Origin of the sequence: Vreelandella profundi, assembly GCF_019722725.1 — a bacterium.
Classification (GTDB): domain Bacteria; phylum Pseudomonadota; class Gammaproteobacteria; order Pseudomonadales; family Halomonadaceae; genus Vreelandella; species Vreelandella profundi.
Map to the genome: position 1 here is coordinate 3,125,926 of NZ_CP077941.1, position 18,252 is coordinate 3,144,177.

The 18,252-nt window shown below is 56.4% G+C and carries 19 protein-coding genes; 11 read left to right on the plus strand and 8 right to left on the minus strand.

Translation table 11 applies throughout. The annotated features are described in order from the left end of the window. Positions 1-14 precede the first annotated feature (14 nt). Positions 15-191 (minus strand): hypothetical protein, encoded by a 177-nt coding sequence (locus KUO20_RS14270; protein ID WP_235040498.1) that lies wholly within the window; start codon positions 189-191, stop codon positions 15-17. 37 nt (positions 192-228) lie between these two features. Further along, positions 229-912, minus strand: a complete 684-nt coding sequence (locus KUO20_RS14275) for a GntR family transcriptional regulator (RefSeq protein ID WP_235040499.1) — start codon at positions 910-912, stop codon at positions 229-231. Between the two features lie 155 nt (positions 913-1,067). On the opposite strand from KUO20_RS14275, the gene dctP reads away from it, so the two are divergent. The 11 genes from dctP to KUO20_RS14330 all read left to right on the plus strand — a co-directional run bounded on the left by dctP (position 1,068) and on the right by KUO20_RS14330 (position 11,429). After that, a complete protein-coding gene (dctP, locus tag KUO20_RS14280; protein WP_235040500.1) occupies positions 1,068-2,063 on the plus strand; it encodes a TRAP transporter substrate-binding protein DctP in 996 nt (331 codons plus the stop codon). Between the two features lie 81 nt (positions 2,064-2,144). Then, complete coding sequence (locus tag KUO20_RS14285) at positions 2,145-2,663, plus strand: TRAP transporter small permease subunit (protein ID WP_235040501.1); 519 nt, start codon at positions 2,145-2,147, stop codon at positions 2,661-2,663. A 2-nt stretch (positions 2,664-2,665) separates the two neighbouring features. Continuing rightward, entirely contained in the window at positions 2,666-4,000 is a 1,335-nt protein-coding gene (locus tag KUO20_RS14290; RefSeq protein ID WP_235040502.1) for a TRAP transporter large permease, read from the plus strand. A 10-nt stretch (positions 4,001-4,010) separates the two neighbouring features. Next, positions 4,011-5,390 (plus strand): malonyl-CoA decarboxylase, encoded by a 1,380-nt coding sequence (locus KUO20_RS14295; protein WP_235040503.1) that lies wholly within the window; start codon positions 4,011-4,013, stop codon positions 5,388-5,390. Next, complete coding sequence (locus KUO20_RS14300) at positions 5,387-6,925, plus strand: malonate--CoA ligase (protein WP_235040504.1); 1,539 nt, start codon at positions 5,387-5,389, stop codon at positions 6,923-6,925. The genes KUO20_RS14295 and KUO20_RS14300 overlap by 4 nt, the downstream gene beginning before the upstream one ends. Positions 6,926-7,068: 143 nt before the next feature. Beyond that, positions 7,069-7,527, plus strand: a complete 459-nt coding sequence (locus KUO20_RS14305; RefSeq protein ID WP_235040505.1) for a DUF2170 family protein — start codon at positions 7,069-7,071, stop codon at positions 7,525-7,527. 123 nt (positions 7,528-7,650) lie between these two features. After that, on the plus strand, positions 7,651-8,346 hold the full coding sequence (locus tag KUO20_RS14310) for a PspA/IM30 family protein (protein ID WP_235040506.1): 696 nt from the start codon (positions 7,651-7,653) through the stop codon (positions 8,344-8,346). Between the two features lie 57 nt (positions 8,347-8,403). Continuing rightward, positions 8,404-9,126, plus strand: a complete 723-nt coding sequence (locus KUO20_RS14315) for a DUF2491 family protein (RefSeq protein WP_235040507.1) — start codon at positions 8,404-8,406, stop codon at positions 9,124-9,126. 52 nt (positions 9,127-9,178) lie between these two features. Further along, positions 9,179-9,592: a DUF350 domain-containing protein gene (locus KUO20_RS14320; RefSeq protein WP_235040508.1), complete on the plus strand. Its 414-nt coding sequence runs from the start codon at positions 9,179-9,181 to the stop codon at positions 9,590-9,592. Positions 9,593-9,620: 28 nt separating this feature from the next. Continuing rightward, positions 9,621-10,244, plus strand: coding sequence for a DUF1190 domain-containing protein (locus KUO20_RS14325; protein ID WP_235040509.1), 624 nt, complete (start codon positions 9,621-9,623; stop codon positions 10,242-10,244). An 18-nt stretch (positions 10,245-10,262) separates the two neighbouring features. Continuing rightward, positions 10,263-11,429, plus strand: a complete 1,167-nt coding sequence (locus tag KUO20_RS14330; RefSeq protein ID WP_235040510.1) for a glutathionylspermidine synthase family protein — start codon at positions 10,263-10,265, stop codon at positions 11,427-11,429. 8 nt (positions 11,430-11,437) lie between these two features. Here KUO20_RS14330 and KUO20_RS14335 read toward each other — a convergent pair whose 3' ends face one another. The 6 genes from KUO20_RS14335 to KUO20_RS14360 all read right to left on the minus strand — a co-directional run bounded on the left by KUO20_RS14335 (position 11,438) and on the right by KUO20_RS14360 (position 18,228). Next, on the minus strand, positions 11,438-12,643 hold the full coding sequence (locus KUO20_RS14335) for a molybdopterin molybdotransferase MoeA (RefSeq protein ID WP_235040511.1): 1,206 nt from the start codon (positions 12,641-12,643) through the stop codon (positions 11,438-11,440). Beyond that, the gene (gene moaB, locus KUO20_RS14340) at positions 12,636-13,154 is read right to left on the minus strand and encodes a molybdenum cofactor biosynthesis protein B (RefSeq protein ID WP_235040512.1); all 519 of its coding nucleotides are present in this window, start codon (positions 13,152-13,154) and stop codon (positions 12,636-12,638) included. The genes KUO20_RS14335 and moaB overlap by 8 nt, the downstream gene beginning before the upstream one ends. A 4-nt stretch (positions 13,155-13,158) precedes the next feature. Beyond that, the gene (locus KUO20_RS14345; RefSeq protein WP_235040513.1) at positions 13,159-13,485 is read right to left on the minus strand and encodes a DUF1244 domain-containing protein; all 327 of its coding nucleotides are present in this window, start codon (positions 13,483-13,485) and stop codon (positions 13,159-13,161) included. An 88-nt stretch (positions 13,486-13,573) separates the two neighbouring features. Then, positions 13,574-14,677: a formate dehydrogenase subunit gamma gene (locus KUO20_RS14350; RefSeq protein WP_235040514.1), complete on the minus strand. Its 1,104-nt coding sequence runs from the start codon at positions 14,675-14,677 to the stop codon at positions 13,574-13,576. 11 nt (positions 14,678-14,688) lie between these two features. Continuing rightward, entirely contained in the window at positions 14,689-15,303 is a 615-nt protein-coding gene (gene fdh3B, locus KUO20_RS14355) for a formate dehydrogenase FDH3 subunit beta (RefSeq protein ID WP_235040515.1), read from the minus strand. 72 nt (positions 15,304-15,375) lie between these two features. Continuing rightward, on the minus strand, positions 15,376-18,228 hold the full coding sequence (locus KUO20_RS14360) for a molybdopterin-dependent oxidoreductase (RefSeq protein WP_235040516.1): 2,853 nt from the start codon (positions 18,226-18,228) through the stop codon (positions 15,376-15,378). Between the last annotated feature and the right edge of the window lie 24 nt (positions 18,229-18,252).

Consider the following 18,252-nt stretch of genomic DNA (forward strand, 5'->3'; position numbering starts at 1 on the left):
AAGCGTTTGCCAACCTAGTTCGATATTGCCAGACCAGCACCGCCAACTATTCCTAAGCCAATTACCCGATCACGCATTGGTGCGGAGACGGTCTCTACCAGCGAAAGCGCCATATCAATCTCCGCAGTGACGCCTGCGCAGATGTAGTGACCGCTGCTTTCGATAGAGAGAATGCCCGTGCAACGCGCCATGTCGGCAAGGACGATTACCCCACCGATATGGACAAATCTAACCGATATGCTCTAGCGGCCCCTCCATGCGCCGCACGCTAGAAACGAAGTCGCTAAAGCGTTCGCCTTGAATCAACACATGGTCGCTTAATGCCCGCTGCGCGGCTGCCGGGTCACCTTTCTCAATCGCTTCTACGATGGTTTGATGCTCGCTCAGTGAGCTATGCACCCGCTGTCGCACCTGCAGCTGCAGGCGTCGATAGGGCTTTAGGCGTTGCTTTAACTGACGCGCTTCGCTGGCCAAAAAAGTATTGTGGCTGGCGGCGTAAATGCAGTCGTGAAAACCTTCATTTTCGTAATAATACTCGTCGCTATCACCAGCTAAGGCAGCCGCTTCGCATCGCCGATGCGCGTCACGTAGTGCCGTCAGTTCCTGATCGGTGATCCGGCGGGCAGCCAAACGGCCGCACATTCCTTCAAGCTCGGCCATGACTTCAAACATTTCGATCAACTGGTCGATACCGACTTTTGCCACAAAAGTGCCTTTCTTGGGTGACACCGTTACCAGCCCGCTGGCAACCAGCTGCTGAAAAGCCTCACGTACCGGCGTTCGAGAGACCTGAAACGCCTGCCCCAAGGCCTCAGGATCGAGCCGCTCTCCGGGGACGCGGCGGCCATTAATAATGTCATCTTCGAGAGAATCTCTCAGTCGCTGTGCGTTTGAACGCTTAATGCCCGTCATGTTTTACCTCCTGAATCGCGGCTTATTTCACGCATTTAAAAAGACCATATAGTTGACATTAGCACAGTTAACCGCTATTGAAATATATATCAGCTTGCCTGATGAACACACAAAAGCTTATCCAAAAACATAACAACAAGTGTTGGAGATGCCACATGAAACGCTATTTGATCCCTACCGCGGCTGCACTAGGTCTTGCTATCGCGGCTTCTCATGCCTCTGCGGATACCGTACTACGTGCCTCGCACCAATTCCCTGGTGGCCAGGGGGATGTACGCGATGAAATGGTTCAGCTCATGGCCCGCGAAGTGGCCGACGCAGATGTCGGGCTGACCATCGAAGTTTACCCTGGCCAATCGCTGTTTAAAGCTCGCGAACAGTGGGGAGCACTGGCGAGGGGCCGCTTGGATATCACGTCGCTACCGCTTGATTACGCCAGCGGCCGCCATCCGGAGTTCTCTGCCACGCTGATGCCAGGACTGGTACGTAACCAAGCGCATGCTCAGCGCCTGAACGACTCTGAATATATGCGGCTCATCAAAGACGTCATTTTAGAAGGCGGTGGGCGCGTACTTGCCGATGCCTGGCTATCTGGCGGCTTTGCCTCAAGCGAGCAATGCATAACCTCACCTGAAAGCGTAAGCGGGCAAAATATTCGTGCGGCGGGTCCTGCGTTTGAAGAGATGCTGGAAGAGGCAGGCGCATCAATTGCCTCAATGCCCTCCTCTGAGATTTATACCGCCATGCAAACCGGCGTGCTGGAGGCTGCCAACACGTCCTCCATGTCATTTATCTCCTTTCGCCTTTACGAGCAGGTTGAATGTTTGACCCAGCCAGGCGACTTCGCGCTGTGGTTTATGTACGAGCCGATTCTGATCTCTGAGCAAGTATGGCAGGGGCTTAACGAAGAGCAGCAAACGGCGTTAATGGAAGCTGGCAAATCGGCACAGAACTTCTTCGCTGAAGCCGCTACGGCGATTGATCAAGAAATGGTCGACCTCTACGAAGAAAATGGCGTTGAGGTTGTCAGCATGAGCGAAGAAGACTACAACGCTTGGCTTGATATCGCCCGCGAGACCTCCTACAAAAACTTTGCTGAGAACGTGCCTAATGGCCAGGCCATTATCGATGCGGCTCTCGCCGTTGAGTAAGCAACGGGTTAACGCCTAATAGCTCGGCCACTCCGCTAGGCGTGGCCGCCTTATGATGCTTGCTCAGCCGGATGAACAAATATGGCAACCACCACTCACGAACCCTCCTCACGCGGAGGCATTCTTGGCGGCTACATTCGCGCCATGGACGTGCTTTCTCGCGTTTCTGCCTACTTAGCCAGCGCAATGTTTATTGCTGGCGTGCTGGTTATCTGCCAGATGGTCTTTGTGCGCTACGTATTGGGAATGAGCACCAGCTGGCAGACCGAGTTCACCATTTTTTCGGTCACCGGGGCGATGTTAATGGGTAGCCCCTACGTCTTAATGACCGGCGGTCACGTCGCCATCACAATTGTACCCGATGCGCTGGGTGGCATTGCGCGCAAGGCGATGCGCCTAGTCGCCGCGCTATTTGGTTTAGGTTTTTGCGCCGCGCTCGCCTATGCCAGCTGGGTCTATGTTCTTGAAGCCGTTCACGGTGACTGGACCACCGGTTCGGTATGGAACCCGCCGCTATGGCCGGCACTGCTGCCAATGGCCGTCGGCGCGACCCTTTTATCACTTCAGTATGTAGCTGAAATTTTGCGTGGGGAGAGCTGAGCATGGATCCCATTACGTTAGGCATTATTGTCGCCATCGCGCTGATTGCGCTAATGGCCATCGGCACCCCTATTGCGTTTGCACTCGGCGGCGTTTCCCTGCTGGCGCTGCTTTATGACCGCGGTCTTTCTGAGCTTACCTACTTCGGCGAGACGTTTTTTGATCGCATTGCGGAATTTGGCTTCGTTGCCATTCCCATGTTCATTTTGATGGGCGCTGCGGTGGCGTCCTCGCCCACGGGGCGTGATCTGTATCGCTCGCTGGACCTATGGATGGGTAAGCTGCCCGGTGGCTTGGCCGTTTCAAATATCGGCGCATGTTCGATTTTTGCCGCCCTTTCAGGCTCGTCACCGGCGACCTGCGCGGCAATTGGCAAAATGGGCATTCCTGAAATGCGTAAGCGCGGCTACCCCGACGGCGTCGCGGCGGGCTGTATTGCCGCAGGCGGCACCTTGGGGATTTTGATTCCGCCGTCGGTCACCATGATCATCTACGGGATTTCCACCGAAACCTCGATCGGGCGACTGTTTATTGCCGGCGTGGTGCCGGGCTTTATGCTCGCAGGCCTGTTTATGATCTGGACCATGATCGCCTGCAAAAGAGCCGGGGGTTATAACAACCCAATGGCGGCGTCCGTTGATCGGTTAAAACAGAACGTTAAGGAGAATGTTGATACCAATCTGAAAGCGTTAGTCCGTGTTCTACCATTTCTAGGCGTAGTCGCGGGTATTTTGTTTGCCCTCTACGGCGGAGTGGCAACACCCTCAGAGGCAGCGGGTGTCGGGGCTTTCCTGTGTTTGGCGCTGGCAATACTTATCTACCGCATGTGGCAGCTAGGGCCCATCAAATTAATCATGCGCGACTCGCTGCGCGAAAGCGTGATGATCATGCTGGTCATTGCTACCGCTGAAGTGTTTGCCTACGCGCTTTCCTCGATGTTTATCACCCAAACCGTGGCGGCCGCGATTGCGGATCTGGAAGTAAACCGCTGGGCGCTCATGGGGGTGATTAACCTCTTCTTGCTGGTGGCAGGCTTCTTCCTACCGCCCGTCGCCGTGATCGTGATGACCGCGCCTATTTTATTGCCGATCATTTTGGCGGCCAACTTCGACCCCTATTGGTTTGCCGTGATTTTGACCATCAACCTGGAGATCGGTCTGATCACGCCACCGGTAGGCCTCAATCTATTCATTATTAAAGGCATCGCGCCGGATATCTCACTGCGCGACATTCTGATGGGGAGCTTGCCCTACGCGCTATGCATGGTGCTGGGTATCTTGCTGCTGTGCCTTTTCCCAGGCATCGCACTGTGGTTACCTAACTTGATCATGGGTTGAGGAGCGAATAATGAACATGACGTTTCTTCAGGAGCTGTTCAACAACATCACCCAGCGTGATGCTCTGTTGCGACGCCGCCAGCCTGAGACGCTAACGCCCGACCACCGCCAACTAGTCAAAGCCTGCCAAACGCTGCTTGAAAGCGATGGGGAAGCCTCCAGCATTGCCTTGGCAAGCCGCGCCTTAGCGATCTATCAACGTCTATCAGAGGCTGAAAAAAGCAGCTTTTTTGCCCGTCTAGCGGCTGACTTCGCGGCCGAGCCAGGCCCTATCGACGCAGCCTACGCAAGCTACCATAAGGCCCGTGACAATGACTCTCTGCAGCGGCTTTTCGAGGCCTGCGAACCGCGTCGCCAGGAGCTCTTCCGGCGTTTGAACCTGGCCAGCGACGGTACTTATGAGCTGGTTAAAATGCGCGAAGACTTACTAGGATTATTACGCGAACAGCCTGATCTAGCCGCGATTGACGATGATTTTGGCCATCTATTCGGCTCCTGGTTTAACCGCGGCTTTTTGATGCTCAAGCGCATTGATTGGAACACGCCGGCCTCGATTCTAGAGAAGATTATTCGCTACGAGGCAGTTCATGAAATTCAAGACTGGGACGATCTGCGTCGTCGTCTCGACGCTCGCGACCGGCGCTGCTTTGCCTTCTTCCACCCGGCGATTGGCGACGAGCCGCTTATCTTTGTCGAAGTCGCGCTGCATAAGGGCCTGCCGAGCCGTATTCAGCCCATCTTATCTGGAGAGATGTCTGGAGAGAGATCTGGCGCTAAAAAGGGACTCAACGACCCTGATGACGCCGATACCGCGGCGTTCTTTGGCATCAGTAACTGCCAAACGGGGCTACGCGGAATATCGTTTGGCAACTTTTTAATCAAGCAGGTGGTTCAGGAGCTTTCGCAGGAACTGCCGCAGCTTAAATACTTTGTGACGCTTTCACCGGTGCCCGGTTTCGCCCAATGGCTGCAAGCACAGCGTGACGATGAACAGCTGCCCCAGCCGCTGCGACAGTCACTCAAGGCGCTTGAAACACCGGCGTGGCATCAAGATAAAGCCCATGAAGAGCAGCTTAAAGCCGCGATTCGCCCGCTGGCCGCACGCTACCTGGTGGATGAGAAGAACAGCCACGGCCTACCGCTAAACCCGGTCGCGCGTTTTCACCTGGGCAACGGTGCTGAGCTGCACCGCATCAACTGGTTAGGCGACACGTCCGACAAGGGGTTTCAACAGAGCGCCGGCTTAATGGTCAACTATCTATATGTGCTGGACGATATCGAGCACAACCACGAAAACTATACCGCCAAGGCCACCGTTGCCTGCTCAAATGAGGTGCGCGACCTTGCTCGTCGCGCGCGCAAACTGGCTAAGGGAGAAACAACAAAATGAGCCATAACCTATTTACAACGTTTGCCGCCAAGATGCGCGAGCGTGCTGACGCCGATTTTATTACCACACGTGAAGGTCGCCACTACAGTTATGCCGATGCGCTGAACATGAGCGCGCAGCTTGCCGGCGCATTAACCGAGCTTGGCGTTAAACAAGGCGATCGTGTCGCCGTCCAGGTGGATAAAAGCCCGGAAGCGATCCTGCTTTATTTAGCCTGCCTGCGCATCGGCGGCGTTTATCTGCCCTTAAATACCGGCTACACCGGCGATGAAATTCGCTACTTTCTAAATGACGCCGAGCCTGCGCTGTTCGTTTGCCGGCCCAAGGCCGCTGATGAGGCGCGCACGCTTGCCACAGACACCGGCTGCCCGGCGGTAGCCACCCTGGGCAGCGCCGCAGACGGCACCCTGATGGAAGCCGCCCGCCAGGTAGCACCACGAGAAGATATTGTGACGCTCGGCGAGCGTGATCTAGCCGCTATTTTGTATACCTCAGGAACCACGGGCCGCTCGAAAGGCGCCATGCTCACGCATGAAAATCTGGCCTCTAATGCGCAAACTCTCTTAAAAGCATGGCGCTTCAGCGCGGATGATCGGTTGATTCACGCCCTTCCCATCTTTCACACCCATGGCCTATTCGTTGCCTGCAACGTCACCCTGATGGCGGGCGCCAGCATGCTGTTTCTGCCCAAATTCGATGCCGATGTCATCTTTGACGAGCTGCCCCAAGGCAGCGTGATGATGGGCGTTCCCACCTTCTATACCCGGCTAGTACAGGATGAGCGCCTGACCCCTGATGCTACTGCCAACATGCGGTTATTCGTCTCCGGTTCTGCCCCGCTAACCGCTGAAACGCATGAAGCCTTTGAGGCTAAAACCGGCCATGCGATTCTTGAGCGCTATGGCATGACCGAAACCAATATGAACCTTTCCAACCCTTATGAAGGCGCACGTCGCGCGGGCACCGTCGGCATGCCGTTACCCGGCGTGGAAATGCGCATTACCGACCGTGAGACCGGCGGTGAGGTGGCGCATGGAGAGATAGGCATGCTGCAAATTCGCGGTCCGAACGTGTTTATCGGCTACTGGCGGATGCCTGAGAAAACCCGTGAAGAGCTTCTAGATGACGGCTTTTTCATTACCGGCGACCTCGCCATGGTCGACGAACAAGGCTATGTGCATATCGTCGGCCGGGACAAAGACTTGGTGATTTCCGGTGGCTACAACGTCTACCCCAAAGAAGTCGAGCAAGTAATCGATGAGCTTGAGCAGGTCGCTGAGTCAGCGGTGATTGGCTTGCCACACCCTGATTTTGGCGAGGGCGTAACGGCGGTAGTCGTGCGCCAAAAAGGCGCAGGTGCTGAAGCAAACAAGCTTGAAGAAGCGGTGGTGATCCAGCATTTAGACGGACGGCTGGCCAAGTATAAGCAGCCCAAACGCGTATTTTTTGTCGATGAGCTACCGCGCAATACTATGGGTAAAGTGCAGAAAAATGAGCTGCGCAAGCAGTTCAACGACACCTATCGCTCGTCTTAACGGCCCGCCCTGAAAACATACTCTTGCCAGCCTTTTGCCCCGCCACGTGCGGGGCTTTTAGTAGGGCTCTTCTGGGAAAAGGAACCATTTGCTTCACTAAGTGTTAAGGTGAAACCACTTAACGAACGATGGAGCAAATCGCCTTGACTCAGCCTACCGTCACTAATGGTATAACCGCCGCCGAACTGTATCGTATAGTAAGCCAACCATCGTCCAGCAGCGACGACGCTGCAACGATCGAGTGGCCCCAGGCGACAATCAGCCTGGATGAAGCGAATCAGACGCTGATTTGGGAGCTTAACGATTACGGCAACTTGCCGATGACGCTTTCGCGCAGCGAAAATGAGTGGATCGCGATGGCCCCCATTGTGGCGGTAGAAAGCGTGACCAAAACCGCTGAGCTGAACGACGTGCTGCTGCGTCAGGGCATTTCGTTACCGTTAGCCTCTGTCGGCATTGTAGAAATCGACGGACAAGATGTTTATGTGGCCTACGGACAGCTGTTTGGCGACTCTAAGCTTGAGTCCATTTGCGCTGAGCTGCACGCCACGGCCGCTGCCGCTATGGACGTTGCTGAACTGATTCAAACGCACTTCGTCTAATACTGATTAATGTACCGTCGCCGCTATGGTTACTATTAATAGCGTTAATATCGATAGCGATGATTAATTATAGGGCGGCGGTGAGATAACGATATTTTTTTAATTTTTAAAGAGAGACTCTCTATGTTAAGCAAAATCATGACGGCCCTACGTGGCAAAGCGAATGAAACCGGTCAAACCGTGGTGGATTCACAGGCACTGCGCATTTTAGACCAAGAAATTCGCGACTCGGAAAACCACCTTAGCCAATCGAAAACTGAGCTCACCCGTTTAATGGGCCAGCGCCAGCTAAACAGTAACAAAGCGGACACCTTGGAAAGCAAAATTACCGAGCTGGAAAAAAGCGCTGAGGCCGCCCTCGATAAAGGTGAAGAAGAGCTGGCGGTGGAAGTCGCCGAGCGCATGGTTGCGCTGCAGGATGACCTGGAAGCAGAGCGCGCCATCGTCAGCGAATACGATGCCAGCATTGAAAAACTGCGCGGCGCGATTCGCGGCACCGACAATCAGCTGCGTCAGCTAAAGCAGCAGGTTAGCGTTGTGAAAGCCACTGAGTCGGCGCAAAAAGCCCAGTCTGCCGTCGCGGCTCGTCATTCCGGCCAAAACAGCGCTATGAGCAGCGCGATGGAATCACTTGAGCGTATCAAAGAGCGCCAGCAACTTAACTCAGCGCAAATGAGTGCGGCAGATGAAATGGCGGCGGAAGAGAGCGGAAGCTCGCTAGAGTCACGCCTAAAAGCGGCCGGCATTGGCGGTACGCAGCGTAAAGCAGACGACGTGTTAGCGCGCCTGAAAGCGAAGAAAAGCGCCGCTCAAGAGTAAGCTCATCGCTGATCCGACCAAGCTGCTGAGCAGCCATCTTCACTAACGAGGTAGGCCATGTTTGACACCCTCAAGGCACTTTTTCGCGCCAACACGCAAAAAGCCCACGAACCGGGCACGGACCGCTCGGTCGCCGCAGGGTTGCCCACCGGCATCAGTCAGGAAGACCTTGAAGGTCTGAGGCTGGACGGGCGCGTCAACATCAAGCTGATTGGCCTGCGTGCCCACCAGGATGCTCTGTTTCGCTGGGATGATGATGCCTATCATCATATTGCCGCCGTCGGGCACGTTGACCTGGGGCAAGGGGCGCACTTAGTGCGCTTCTACTTAGACAACGATACGTGGCTGCAGGCCAACATTGAGCATGGTCAGGTACTTGAATATAAGCTGTTCGACTTTTACCGTGTTGCTCACCTATCGGACGCCGAGTTTGACGGCGTCATCAACGGTGAAACCAAACAGCCAGACAGCATCGGCGCACAGACTGTCGCCCTTGATTCGACGGAGGATGAACCACGCACCTGCAGCTACGAGCGGGCCTGGGGAAACGGCGAAAGCCTGTGGTCACCGCCAGTGGTCTTTGAAGAACAGGTCATGACCACGGAAAGCATGGTCGCGCTTACGGTGATCCACCATGCCATGCTTTATGAGCGCACTATCCAAGACACTGAGCGCATGGAATATTTACTGCTAAGCGCTGAAAACGATGGTGAAGGCGGCTATATGCTGGTGCAAAACGTCGGTGTCGATGTGGCCTCTGTCGATATCGATGCGGTGTAATCCGCTCGATGATTTTACAACGTAAACAAGCCTCTCGAAGGGAATAAGTACCATGGTAAATTATCTCTACGGCCTGCCGTCCTTTTTGGCATACCTAGCGACCGCGATCATTCTGCTAGCCGCCTTTATGTACTGCTACAGTCGTATTACGCCACACAATGAGTGGGCGCTGATCCGGGCAGGCAATGCCGCCGCGGCCTCTGCTTATGGCGGCTCTATTTTAGGTTTTACCATTCCGCTATATGGCGCAATGGCGCACTCGATTAACTTTATCGATTTTGTGCTTTGGGGCGTCGTGGCCTTTATCGTCCAGCTGGCAACCTTCTTCGCGGTTAAGCTATTTTTGCGTAAGCAGGGTGAAAGTCTTTCCCAGCACATCACCGAAGGCCACCAGGCTTACGGGATTTTAATGGCCAGCGTGGCCGTGGCAGTCGGCTTGCTCAATGCCGCTTCGATGACCTGGTAATAATGGCATAGCAAAGGAGAAAGCCGGTATGTCTACACAAGATCGCACCCCGCATTTGCCACGTCGCAAGCGTAGTGGTCGCCTTACCTTAGCGATGATGGGTGCCAGCGCGTTTGGTCTCACCGCCTGTGGTCAGCCGCCTCAAGAAGAACAAATCACTGAGGTCGACTTCGATGAGCCGAAAAGCTTCCAGAGCGTCGAGGAGTGCGTTGCAGAGAATGTTTATACGCGCAGTGCCTGCGAAGATTCCTACAAGGCTTCCTTAGAAGCGGTGCCGCGCTATAACACGCTTGAAGAATGTGAAGCGGAAAACGGCGAAGGCGCTTGTGCTGCCCCCACTGAAGAACAGTCCCAAGCCGCCACGGGCAGCACGGGCGGCAGCTGGTTTATGCCCGCCATGATGGGTTATATGGTTGGCAGCATGATGTCCAACACCAGCCGTGGCCGCTCCTTTGAGCGGGTTTACCAAGAGCCGGTATACCGCAACCGCCAGAACCAGGGCAACTGGAACACCGCTTCTAACCAGGCCACGCAGCGCGTATCTCAGCGCAACGAGTCAATGCGTAGCTCGGTGGCCCAGAACCGCCGAGCCGCATCTCAGCGCAGTGGCTTTGGCTCGCGCTCTTCGGCGCGGGGTGGCTGGGGCTCCTAGCCATCAGCGGATACGACTATGCTACGAATTGATATCCCTGAACGCAAAGAATGGAAAGCCCTGGCCCAAGAGCTGGGGTTTCATTTCCATACGATTGATGGGGAGCCCTACTGGAAAGAAGACGCCTACTATCAATTCACCATGGAACAGGTGGAAAGAGATATAGAGGCGCCTACTGAAGCGCTGCATGAGATGTGCATGGAGCTGGTCGATAAAGTCTGCCACTCCAATGCCCTCATGCAGCGTTTGGCGCTGCCTGAACACATGTGGGACAGCATCCATAACTCATGGAAATCCGGCCAGCCGCATCTGTATGGGCGGATGGACTTTGCCTACTCCGGCGACGGCCCGGCCAAGCTGCTGGAACTCAATTACGACACGCCCACCTCGCTTTACGAAGCCGGCTTTTTTCAGTGGGTGTGGCTTGAGCAGGCGATTGCTCAAGGCATCCTGCCGCGCCACGCGGATCAGTACAACTCGATTCAAGAACGGCTGATCAATGCCATGGCACATCTTGGCGATCGCCTTGAAGCGCGCACGCTGTATTTTTCCTGCATCAAAGATAACGCCGAAGAGCGTGCCACCGTGCACTATTTACAGGATGTGGCCGTACAGGCGGGCCTGAACGCACCGTTTATCTTCACCGAAGATATCGGCCTACAGGCCGGTGCCGAGCACTTTGTTGATTTAGATGACCAGCCTATCCACGCGCTCTTCAAACTCTACCCGTGGGAAGAGATGGCCGATGATGCCTTTGGCGAGGCAATTCCGCAGTTGAACACACACTGGTTTGAGCCTCCCTGGAAAGCCATCCTTTCTAACAAAGGAATTTTGCCGCTTTTATGGGAGCATTTTGAAGGCCATCCCAACCTGCTACCGGCGTTTTTCGAGAATGCCAGCAGCCCACCGCTGCCAGCGGGCTGGGTGCGCAAGCCGTTTTTCTCCCGTGAAGGCAGTAACGTGGAACTAATTACCCCAGCCGGCCAGCGTGAAGCCGTGGGCGGCCCGTATACCGACAGCCCTTGGATTCGCCAGGCGTACCATCCGATGCCTCGCTTTGGTGACAACCACGCGTTAATTGGCAGCTGGGTCGTCGGCGATCGCGCCTGCGGCATGGGGATACGCGAAGACGTAGGGCGCATCACCAAAGACTCCTCCTGCTTTGTGCCCCACGCGATCGTTTAGCCTATTTACTAAGCGCCCATCAGCCATAAGCAGCTAATCACATCGCCTTCGACTATTTCGCTATGCGCGGGAATCACCGCAAACGCATCGGCATTGATGCACGACGAGAGCACGCCTGAGTTCTGATCATCAAAGGCCGTTGCCGTCACTCCGTGGGGCGTAAACTGCAGCGTGACGCGCATGTAGTGCTCGCGCGGGCCGGTTGAGGTAGCAAAGTTAGCGCTGGCGGTGATGGTAGGCAGCTGGCTTAGCGCCGGACAGCCCAGCAGTGTGCCTAGCAACGGGCGTAGAAACAGCCAAGCCCCCACAAATCCCGACACCGGATTGCCCGGCAGGCCAACAAAGCGTGCCTGGCTGCCATCACGGCGAGGCAAGCGGCCTAGCGCTAAGGGCTTGCCTGGGCGTATCGCCAGCTTCCACATATCGAGTTGACCAATCGCCTCCAGCGCAGCCTTTACGTGGTCTTCTTCGCCAACGCTCACGCCGCCAGTGGTGACCACAAGATCTGCCTCAGCGGCTTCGGTTAACAGCGCCACGGTGCGGGCATAGTTATCCGGCACGCTGATCGTACTCACCACCTCAGCACCAAAGTTCTCTAACAGGCGCTTCAGCATGGGCCGATTAGAGTTATAGAGCTGCCCCGGTTTCAGCGGCGTGCCGGGGTCGATAATTTCATCACCGGTCGACAGCAAGGCCACCCGAGGGCGGCGCCGTACGCTGACCTGCGTAATGCCCTGCCCTGCCAAATGGCCGAGCACGGCGGCTTCCAGCCGCTCTCCGGCATTGAGCAATACACTGCCTTGGCGCACATCACGCCCTTGAAGGCGAACGTTGTCACCGCTGGGAATATCGGCCGGCATCAGTGCGCGCTCACCATCAACCTCTACCCGCTCTTGCATCACCACGCAGTCAGCGTCGGGAGGAATCTCGCCGCCGGTAAAAATACGCGCGCAGCTACCCGGCGTAAGCGTTTGAGCCGGGGTGCCGGCGGCAATACGCTGGCTAACGGGCAGCCACTTTCCGGCATCGGCGGCACGCAGTGCATAACCATCCATCGCGCTGTTATCAAACGGCGGCACGTCTAACTGCGCGATGACTTCCTCAGCCAGCACTCGACCGGCGGCGGCTTCCAGCGCGACACTCTCGATCGCGATGGGCCGCACGTCGGCGAGTAGTGCGGTAAGCGCGGCGTCTATCGGCTGCAAATCAGCCATGTTGACCTCGACCTGGAATGACGAGGTTGGCGAAGTTGCAGGGCTTGTGTCGGCTATCCAGCTGTTCAGCCAGAATGCCATCCCAGCCGGTGCGGCAGGCGCCGGTCGAGCCGGGTAAACAAAATACCACCGTCGCGTTTGCCAGGCCGCCTAAGCAGCGGCTTTGGATGGTGGAGCTGCCAATTTCATCACCACTGAGCTGACGAAAGCGCTCGCCAAAGCCTTCAATGCGCTTGTCTAACAATACTGAGATGGCTTCCGGGGTTGAATCACGGCCGGTAAAGCCGGTGCCGCCGGTAGTGATCACCACCTGCACGTTGGCACTGGCGATCCACTCTGCGACCACCGCACGAATACGGTAAACGTCGTCTGGCACAATGCGCTTTTCCGCCAGGGTATGCCCTGCGCTAGTGAGGCGTTCAACAAGCGATTGGCCGCTGCGATCCGTCTCTTCCGTTCGGGTATCCGAGACGGTGAGTACTGCTATGTTTAAAGGCACCATGGATTCCATTCGCCTACTCCTGGCTATTTTTCTTGGCTTGACGCGCATCAAGCGCGGCCAGCTGTTCAGGCGTTGCCTTTGCCTGGTGGTGATCTTTCCACTCGCTGTAGGGCATGCCGTAGACGTACTCGCGCGCGGCCTCCAACTCAAGCGATTCGCCGCGCTCGTCGGCGGCGCTAACCATCCACTTGGAAAGACAGTTACGGCAGAAGTCCGCCAGAATCATCAGGTCGATGTTCTGCACATCCTTGTTGTCGTCCAGGTGGCGCAGCAGGCGGCGAAAGGCGGCTGCTTCAAGTTCGGTACGGGTGGCCTGATCCAATTCATTAAACGCTGACATTGCCGTTCCTCTCGTTAAAAGTGGCGTAAGGTGCAGCATAACAAAAGACACCGCCCAATGGCGGTGTCTCAGATACTGCGCATGCTTCTCAGCTGGTTCGCGTTGCCGAGGGTTCGCCGCTGCCGCCCGATGACTTAAGCGCCGCAACCTCTTCTTCTGAAACCGTCTGATCCTTGACCTCTTCGTACCACAGGTTGTGGTGCTCCTTGGCCCAGGTTTCATCCACGTAGCCCGTGGTCATGCCTTCTAACGCGCCTTCCGTACCCAGCGTGCCGATATAGATATGCCCCAGAGAAACCGCCGTTAGCCCCAGCGCGCCCACTGCGTGGATAATGTTCGCCCACTGCATGGTATCGCGCCCCTGATTGAAGTTGGGGAAATCGAGCACAAAGCCACTGGCAATCACCAGCAGTCCGACACTGGCTAATATCCAGTACCAGGCTTTTTCACCCCCGTTGGCAAACCCGGCATCGACGTGTTGTTTACCTACCATACCGCCGCCCTTTTTGAGCCATTCCCAGTCGTGCTTTTTGGGAATGTTCTCTTTAATCAGACTGACCAGCAGTATCACCAGCAGGATACCAAAGATGGGCCCCAGGTAGTTGTGCAGCACTTTCGTGGCCGCAATCATCCAGGCCCACACCCCATCGCCAAACAGCGGACGAATCACAAACTTGCCAAACAGCAGTGTCATTCCCGTCAGCGCCAGAACAATAAATAGCGTGGCTACTGTCCAGTGCAGCGCGCGCTTCATCAGCGTCCAGCGCAATAGCAGGCGACCGGTACGCGGTGCCTCAAGCTCCTTACGTCCGACAATGAAGTAGAACAGCGCGATCAGCGCCGCCATGCCAAACACGGCAATCAAACCAAACGGCGACACCCAGCGGTTACGGATCTGCCGCCAGGTTTCACCGCTTGCATTGATCAAGCTGTAGTTGCTGTCAAAACGTGAGTCGCGGTAGTTAGGCCCGGTCTCGCCGCTGCGCACCTGGCGCCACTGATCGGCGGTAATGCCCGGGGCGGCGGTGCTCATTTCACGGTCAGGGTCCGCCTGTGCTACCGCTACCTGCGTAAAACCAAGGCTAAGCAACAGTGCAAGCGCCACCAGCATAAAGCGCCACATGCCCAGGGCAACAAGCCCGTTATCTGAGCGCGACACCCCGCCGGGCGCCTGTGCAGTCAACTGGTTCATGACACGTCTCCTTACCCTTTACGGGCAGCATCATAGGCCAGGTTGTCGGCACTGGCCTGGGGGTTGTTAGACCAGGCACCGTCTTTGTGGCCGCGCTGCACCACACGCTGGCGGAAGATATCAGCGACGTCTTGTGCATCACCGGCCAGCAGCGCTTTGGTGGAACACATTTCCGCACATAGCGGCAGCTTACCTTCCGCGATGCGGTTAGAGCCGTACTTCTCGTACTCTTCTTCTTTGCTATCGGCAGGGCCGCCGGCGCAGAAGGTGCACTTGTCCATCTTACCGCGCTCGCCAAAGGCATCCTGCTGAGGAAACTGCGGCGCGCCAAACGGGCAGGCGTATAGGCAGTAGCCGCAGCCAATGCACAGATCTTTGTCGTGCAGCACGATGCCGTCATCGGTTTTATAGAAGCAGTCGGTAGGGCAAACGGCCATGCAGGGTGCATCGTCACAGTGCATGCAGGCGACAGAGATCGACATTTCGTTCGCTTCGCCGTCATTGAGCGTGACCACACGGCGGCGCTGAATGCCCCACTCAACATCGTTGGCATTCTTACAGGCGGTGACGCAGCCGTTGCATTCAATGCAGCGCTCGGCGTCACACATAAATTTCATTTGAGCCATGTTGTTCTCCTAATGCCGGGGCGAGATTCCTCGCGCCCCGGCATGCTGTCAGGTCGGGGCTTGTTTTCTAGATCAGGCGCGCTCAATGCGGCAAATGGTGCACTTGGTCTCTTGCATCAGCGTTACCGGGTCGTAACCGTAGGTGGTGGCAGTATTAGCCGCCTCGCCAATGATGTAGGGATCAGATCCATCCGGATAACGATCGCGCAGGCTTTCACCTTGGAACATGCCGCCAAAGTGGAACGGAATAAACGCAACGTTACGGTCAACGCGAGGAGTGACCAGCGCTTTGACTTTTATCCGCCCTCCTTCAGCCCCTTCGACCCAAACGTCATCGCCATCTTTAACGCTAAGGTCATTGGCATTCGCCGGGTTGATTTCGACGAACATCTCCTGCTGCAGCTCGGCAAGCCACGACATGGAACGCGTTTCATCGCCGCCACCCTCGTATTCCACCAGCCGTCCGGAGGTGAGAATAATGGGATATTCGCTGGCGTTGTCGCGATCCTGGATCGTTTTGTACAGGGTCGGCAAGCGCATGATCGAGTCAAAATCGTCCCACGTAGGGAAACGATCAACCAAATCACGCCGCGTGGTGTACAACGGTTCGCGATGCTTCGGCACCTGGTCAGGGAAAGTCCAGACCACGGCGCGCGCCTTGGCATTGCCGTACGGCGCGCAGCCATGCTCAATGACCACACGCTGAATACCGCCGGAAAGATCGGTTTTCCAGTTCTTGCCTTCCGCCGCCAGTTTTTCGTCGGCGGTCAGGTCATCCCACCAGCCCAAATCTTTAAGCAGCTGGTCGTTGAACTCAGGGTAGCCATCGTCGATATCGCCACCCACCGGCGCCGAGCCTTCGGCCAGAAGATTCACGCCGTCACGCTCAATACCAAAACGCGCTCGGAAACCCATGCCGCCTTCCATCACCGGTATGCTGGTGTCGTAAAGGTTGGGCGAACCGGGATGACCGAATTCCGGCGTGCCCCAGCAAGGCCACGGCAGTCCGTAATACTCGCCATCGATCGGGCCACCCTGCGCGCGCAGATTCTCAAAGCTAAAGGTGTGCCAGTTTTTCTGGTGCTCTTTGAGACGCTCAGGGCTTTGGCCTGTGTAGCCTACCGTCCACATACCGCGGTTAATTTCACGCAGGATATCGTCGATCAGCGGCTCGTCGCCGTTCATCTGGTAGTTTTTTACCAGCTCGTTGCCAATTCCCAGTTTGCGGGCAAATAAGTACATGATTTCGTGATCGGGCTTGGATTCAAACAGCGGTTCGATCACGCGGTCACGCCACTGAATAGAGCGGTTCGTGGCGGTAACGCTGCCGGTCGTTTCAAACTGACTGGCGGCAGGCAGCAGATAAACGCCGTCGCTGCGATCATGCATTACCGATGCCACGGTGGGATAAGGGTCAACAATGACCATCATTTCCAGCTTGCGCATCGCCTGCTGCATTTCGACGCCGCGTGTTTGAGAGTTTACCGCGTGCCCCCAATAGAACATCGCTTTCAATGCAGTACGCTGAGAGATGTTTTCATCGTCTTCAAGCACACCGTCGACCCAGCGCGAGACGGTGATGCCGCTGGTGTACATCGGCTGGCCATCGGCATATTCGCTGTCGTCAAAGCGACCTTTGATCCACTCGTAGTCGAGATCCCATACCTTCGCCCAGTGCTGCCACGCCCCTTCCGCCAAGCCGTAGTAGCCCGGCAGCGAGTCAGAGCCTAAGCCCAGGTCGGTCGCGCCCTGCACATTATCGTGGCCGCGCAGAATATTGGCGCCGCCGCCTGACACACCTATATTGCCGAGCGCCAGCTCTAAAATGCAGTAAGCGCGGGTATTGTTGTTGCCAGTGGTGTGCTGCGTGCCGCCCATACACCACACGACGCAGCCAGGACGGTTGTCAGACAGCCGCTTGGCCACGTCAAACATGTCGGCTTCGGAAACACCCGTCACGTCTTCAACCACGTTGGGTGGGAAGTTGGCGACTTCGGCGCGCACTTCATCCATGCCGTAAACGCGCTGGTTGATGTACTCGTTATCTTCCCAGCCGTTGTCGAAAATGTGCCACAGCAGGCCCCAGATATAGGCCACATCTGACCCCGGACGCAGGCGCACGTACTTGTTGGCTTTAGCCGCCGTGCGGGTAAAGCGCGGGTCTGCCACGATGATGTCGCAGTTGTTGCGCTCTTTCGCGATCAGGATGTGCTGCATCGCTACCGGATGAGCTTCGCTAGGGTTCGAGCCTATAAACAGCATCGACTTGCTGTTGTGCATGTCGTTGAGCGAATTGGTCATCGCTCCGTAGCCCCAGGTATTCGCCACGCCCGCCACGGTGGTGGAGTGACAGATACGCGCCTGGTGATCGGTGTTGTTGGTGCCCCACAGCGAGGCAAGCTTACGCATCAGGTAGGCTTGTTCATTACTAAACTTGGCCGATCCCAGCCAGTAAACGCTGTCAGGGCCATGCGCTTCGCGTAGCTCAAGCAGCTTGTCGCCAATTTCGTCAATGGCGTCGTCCCAGCTCATGCGCTCCCACTCGCCCGCCACTAGCTTCATGGGATACTTGAGGCGCCGCGTGGAGTGGCCGTGTTGGCGCAGTGAGGCGCCTTTTGCACAGTGCGCCCCGCGGTTGATCGGATGATCGAATGCCGGCTCCTGTTTGGTCCAGATACCTTCCTGCACTTCCGCATAGACGCCACAGCCCACCGAACAGTGCGAGCAGATGGTGCGCTTTGTTTCTACGGGTGAGTCCAGCACGGGCGTTTTATCAGCGGACTCGGCGCGGCGCATCATCGGCGCGCCCATAAAGCCAACCGCGGCCACGCCGCCCGTTGCAGCACCGCTGCGTTTAAGGAACTGACGGCGTGAAATACCCAGCCCGGGGGCTTTGGGGGCGTCTGTTTTGCGAGTTAAGCGCATGGCAAATCTCCTGGCATTCTGCCG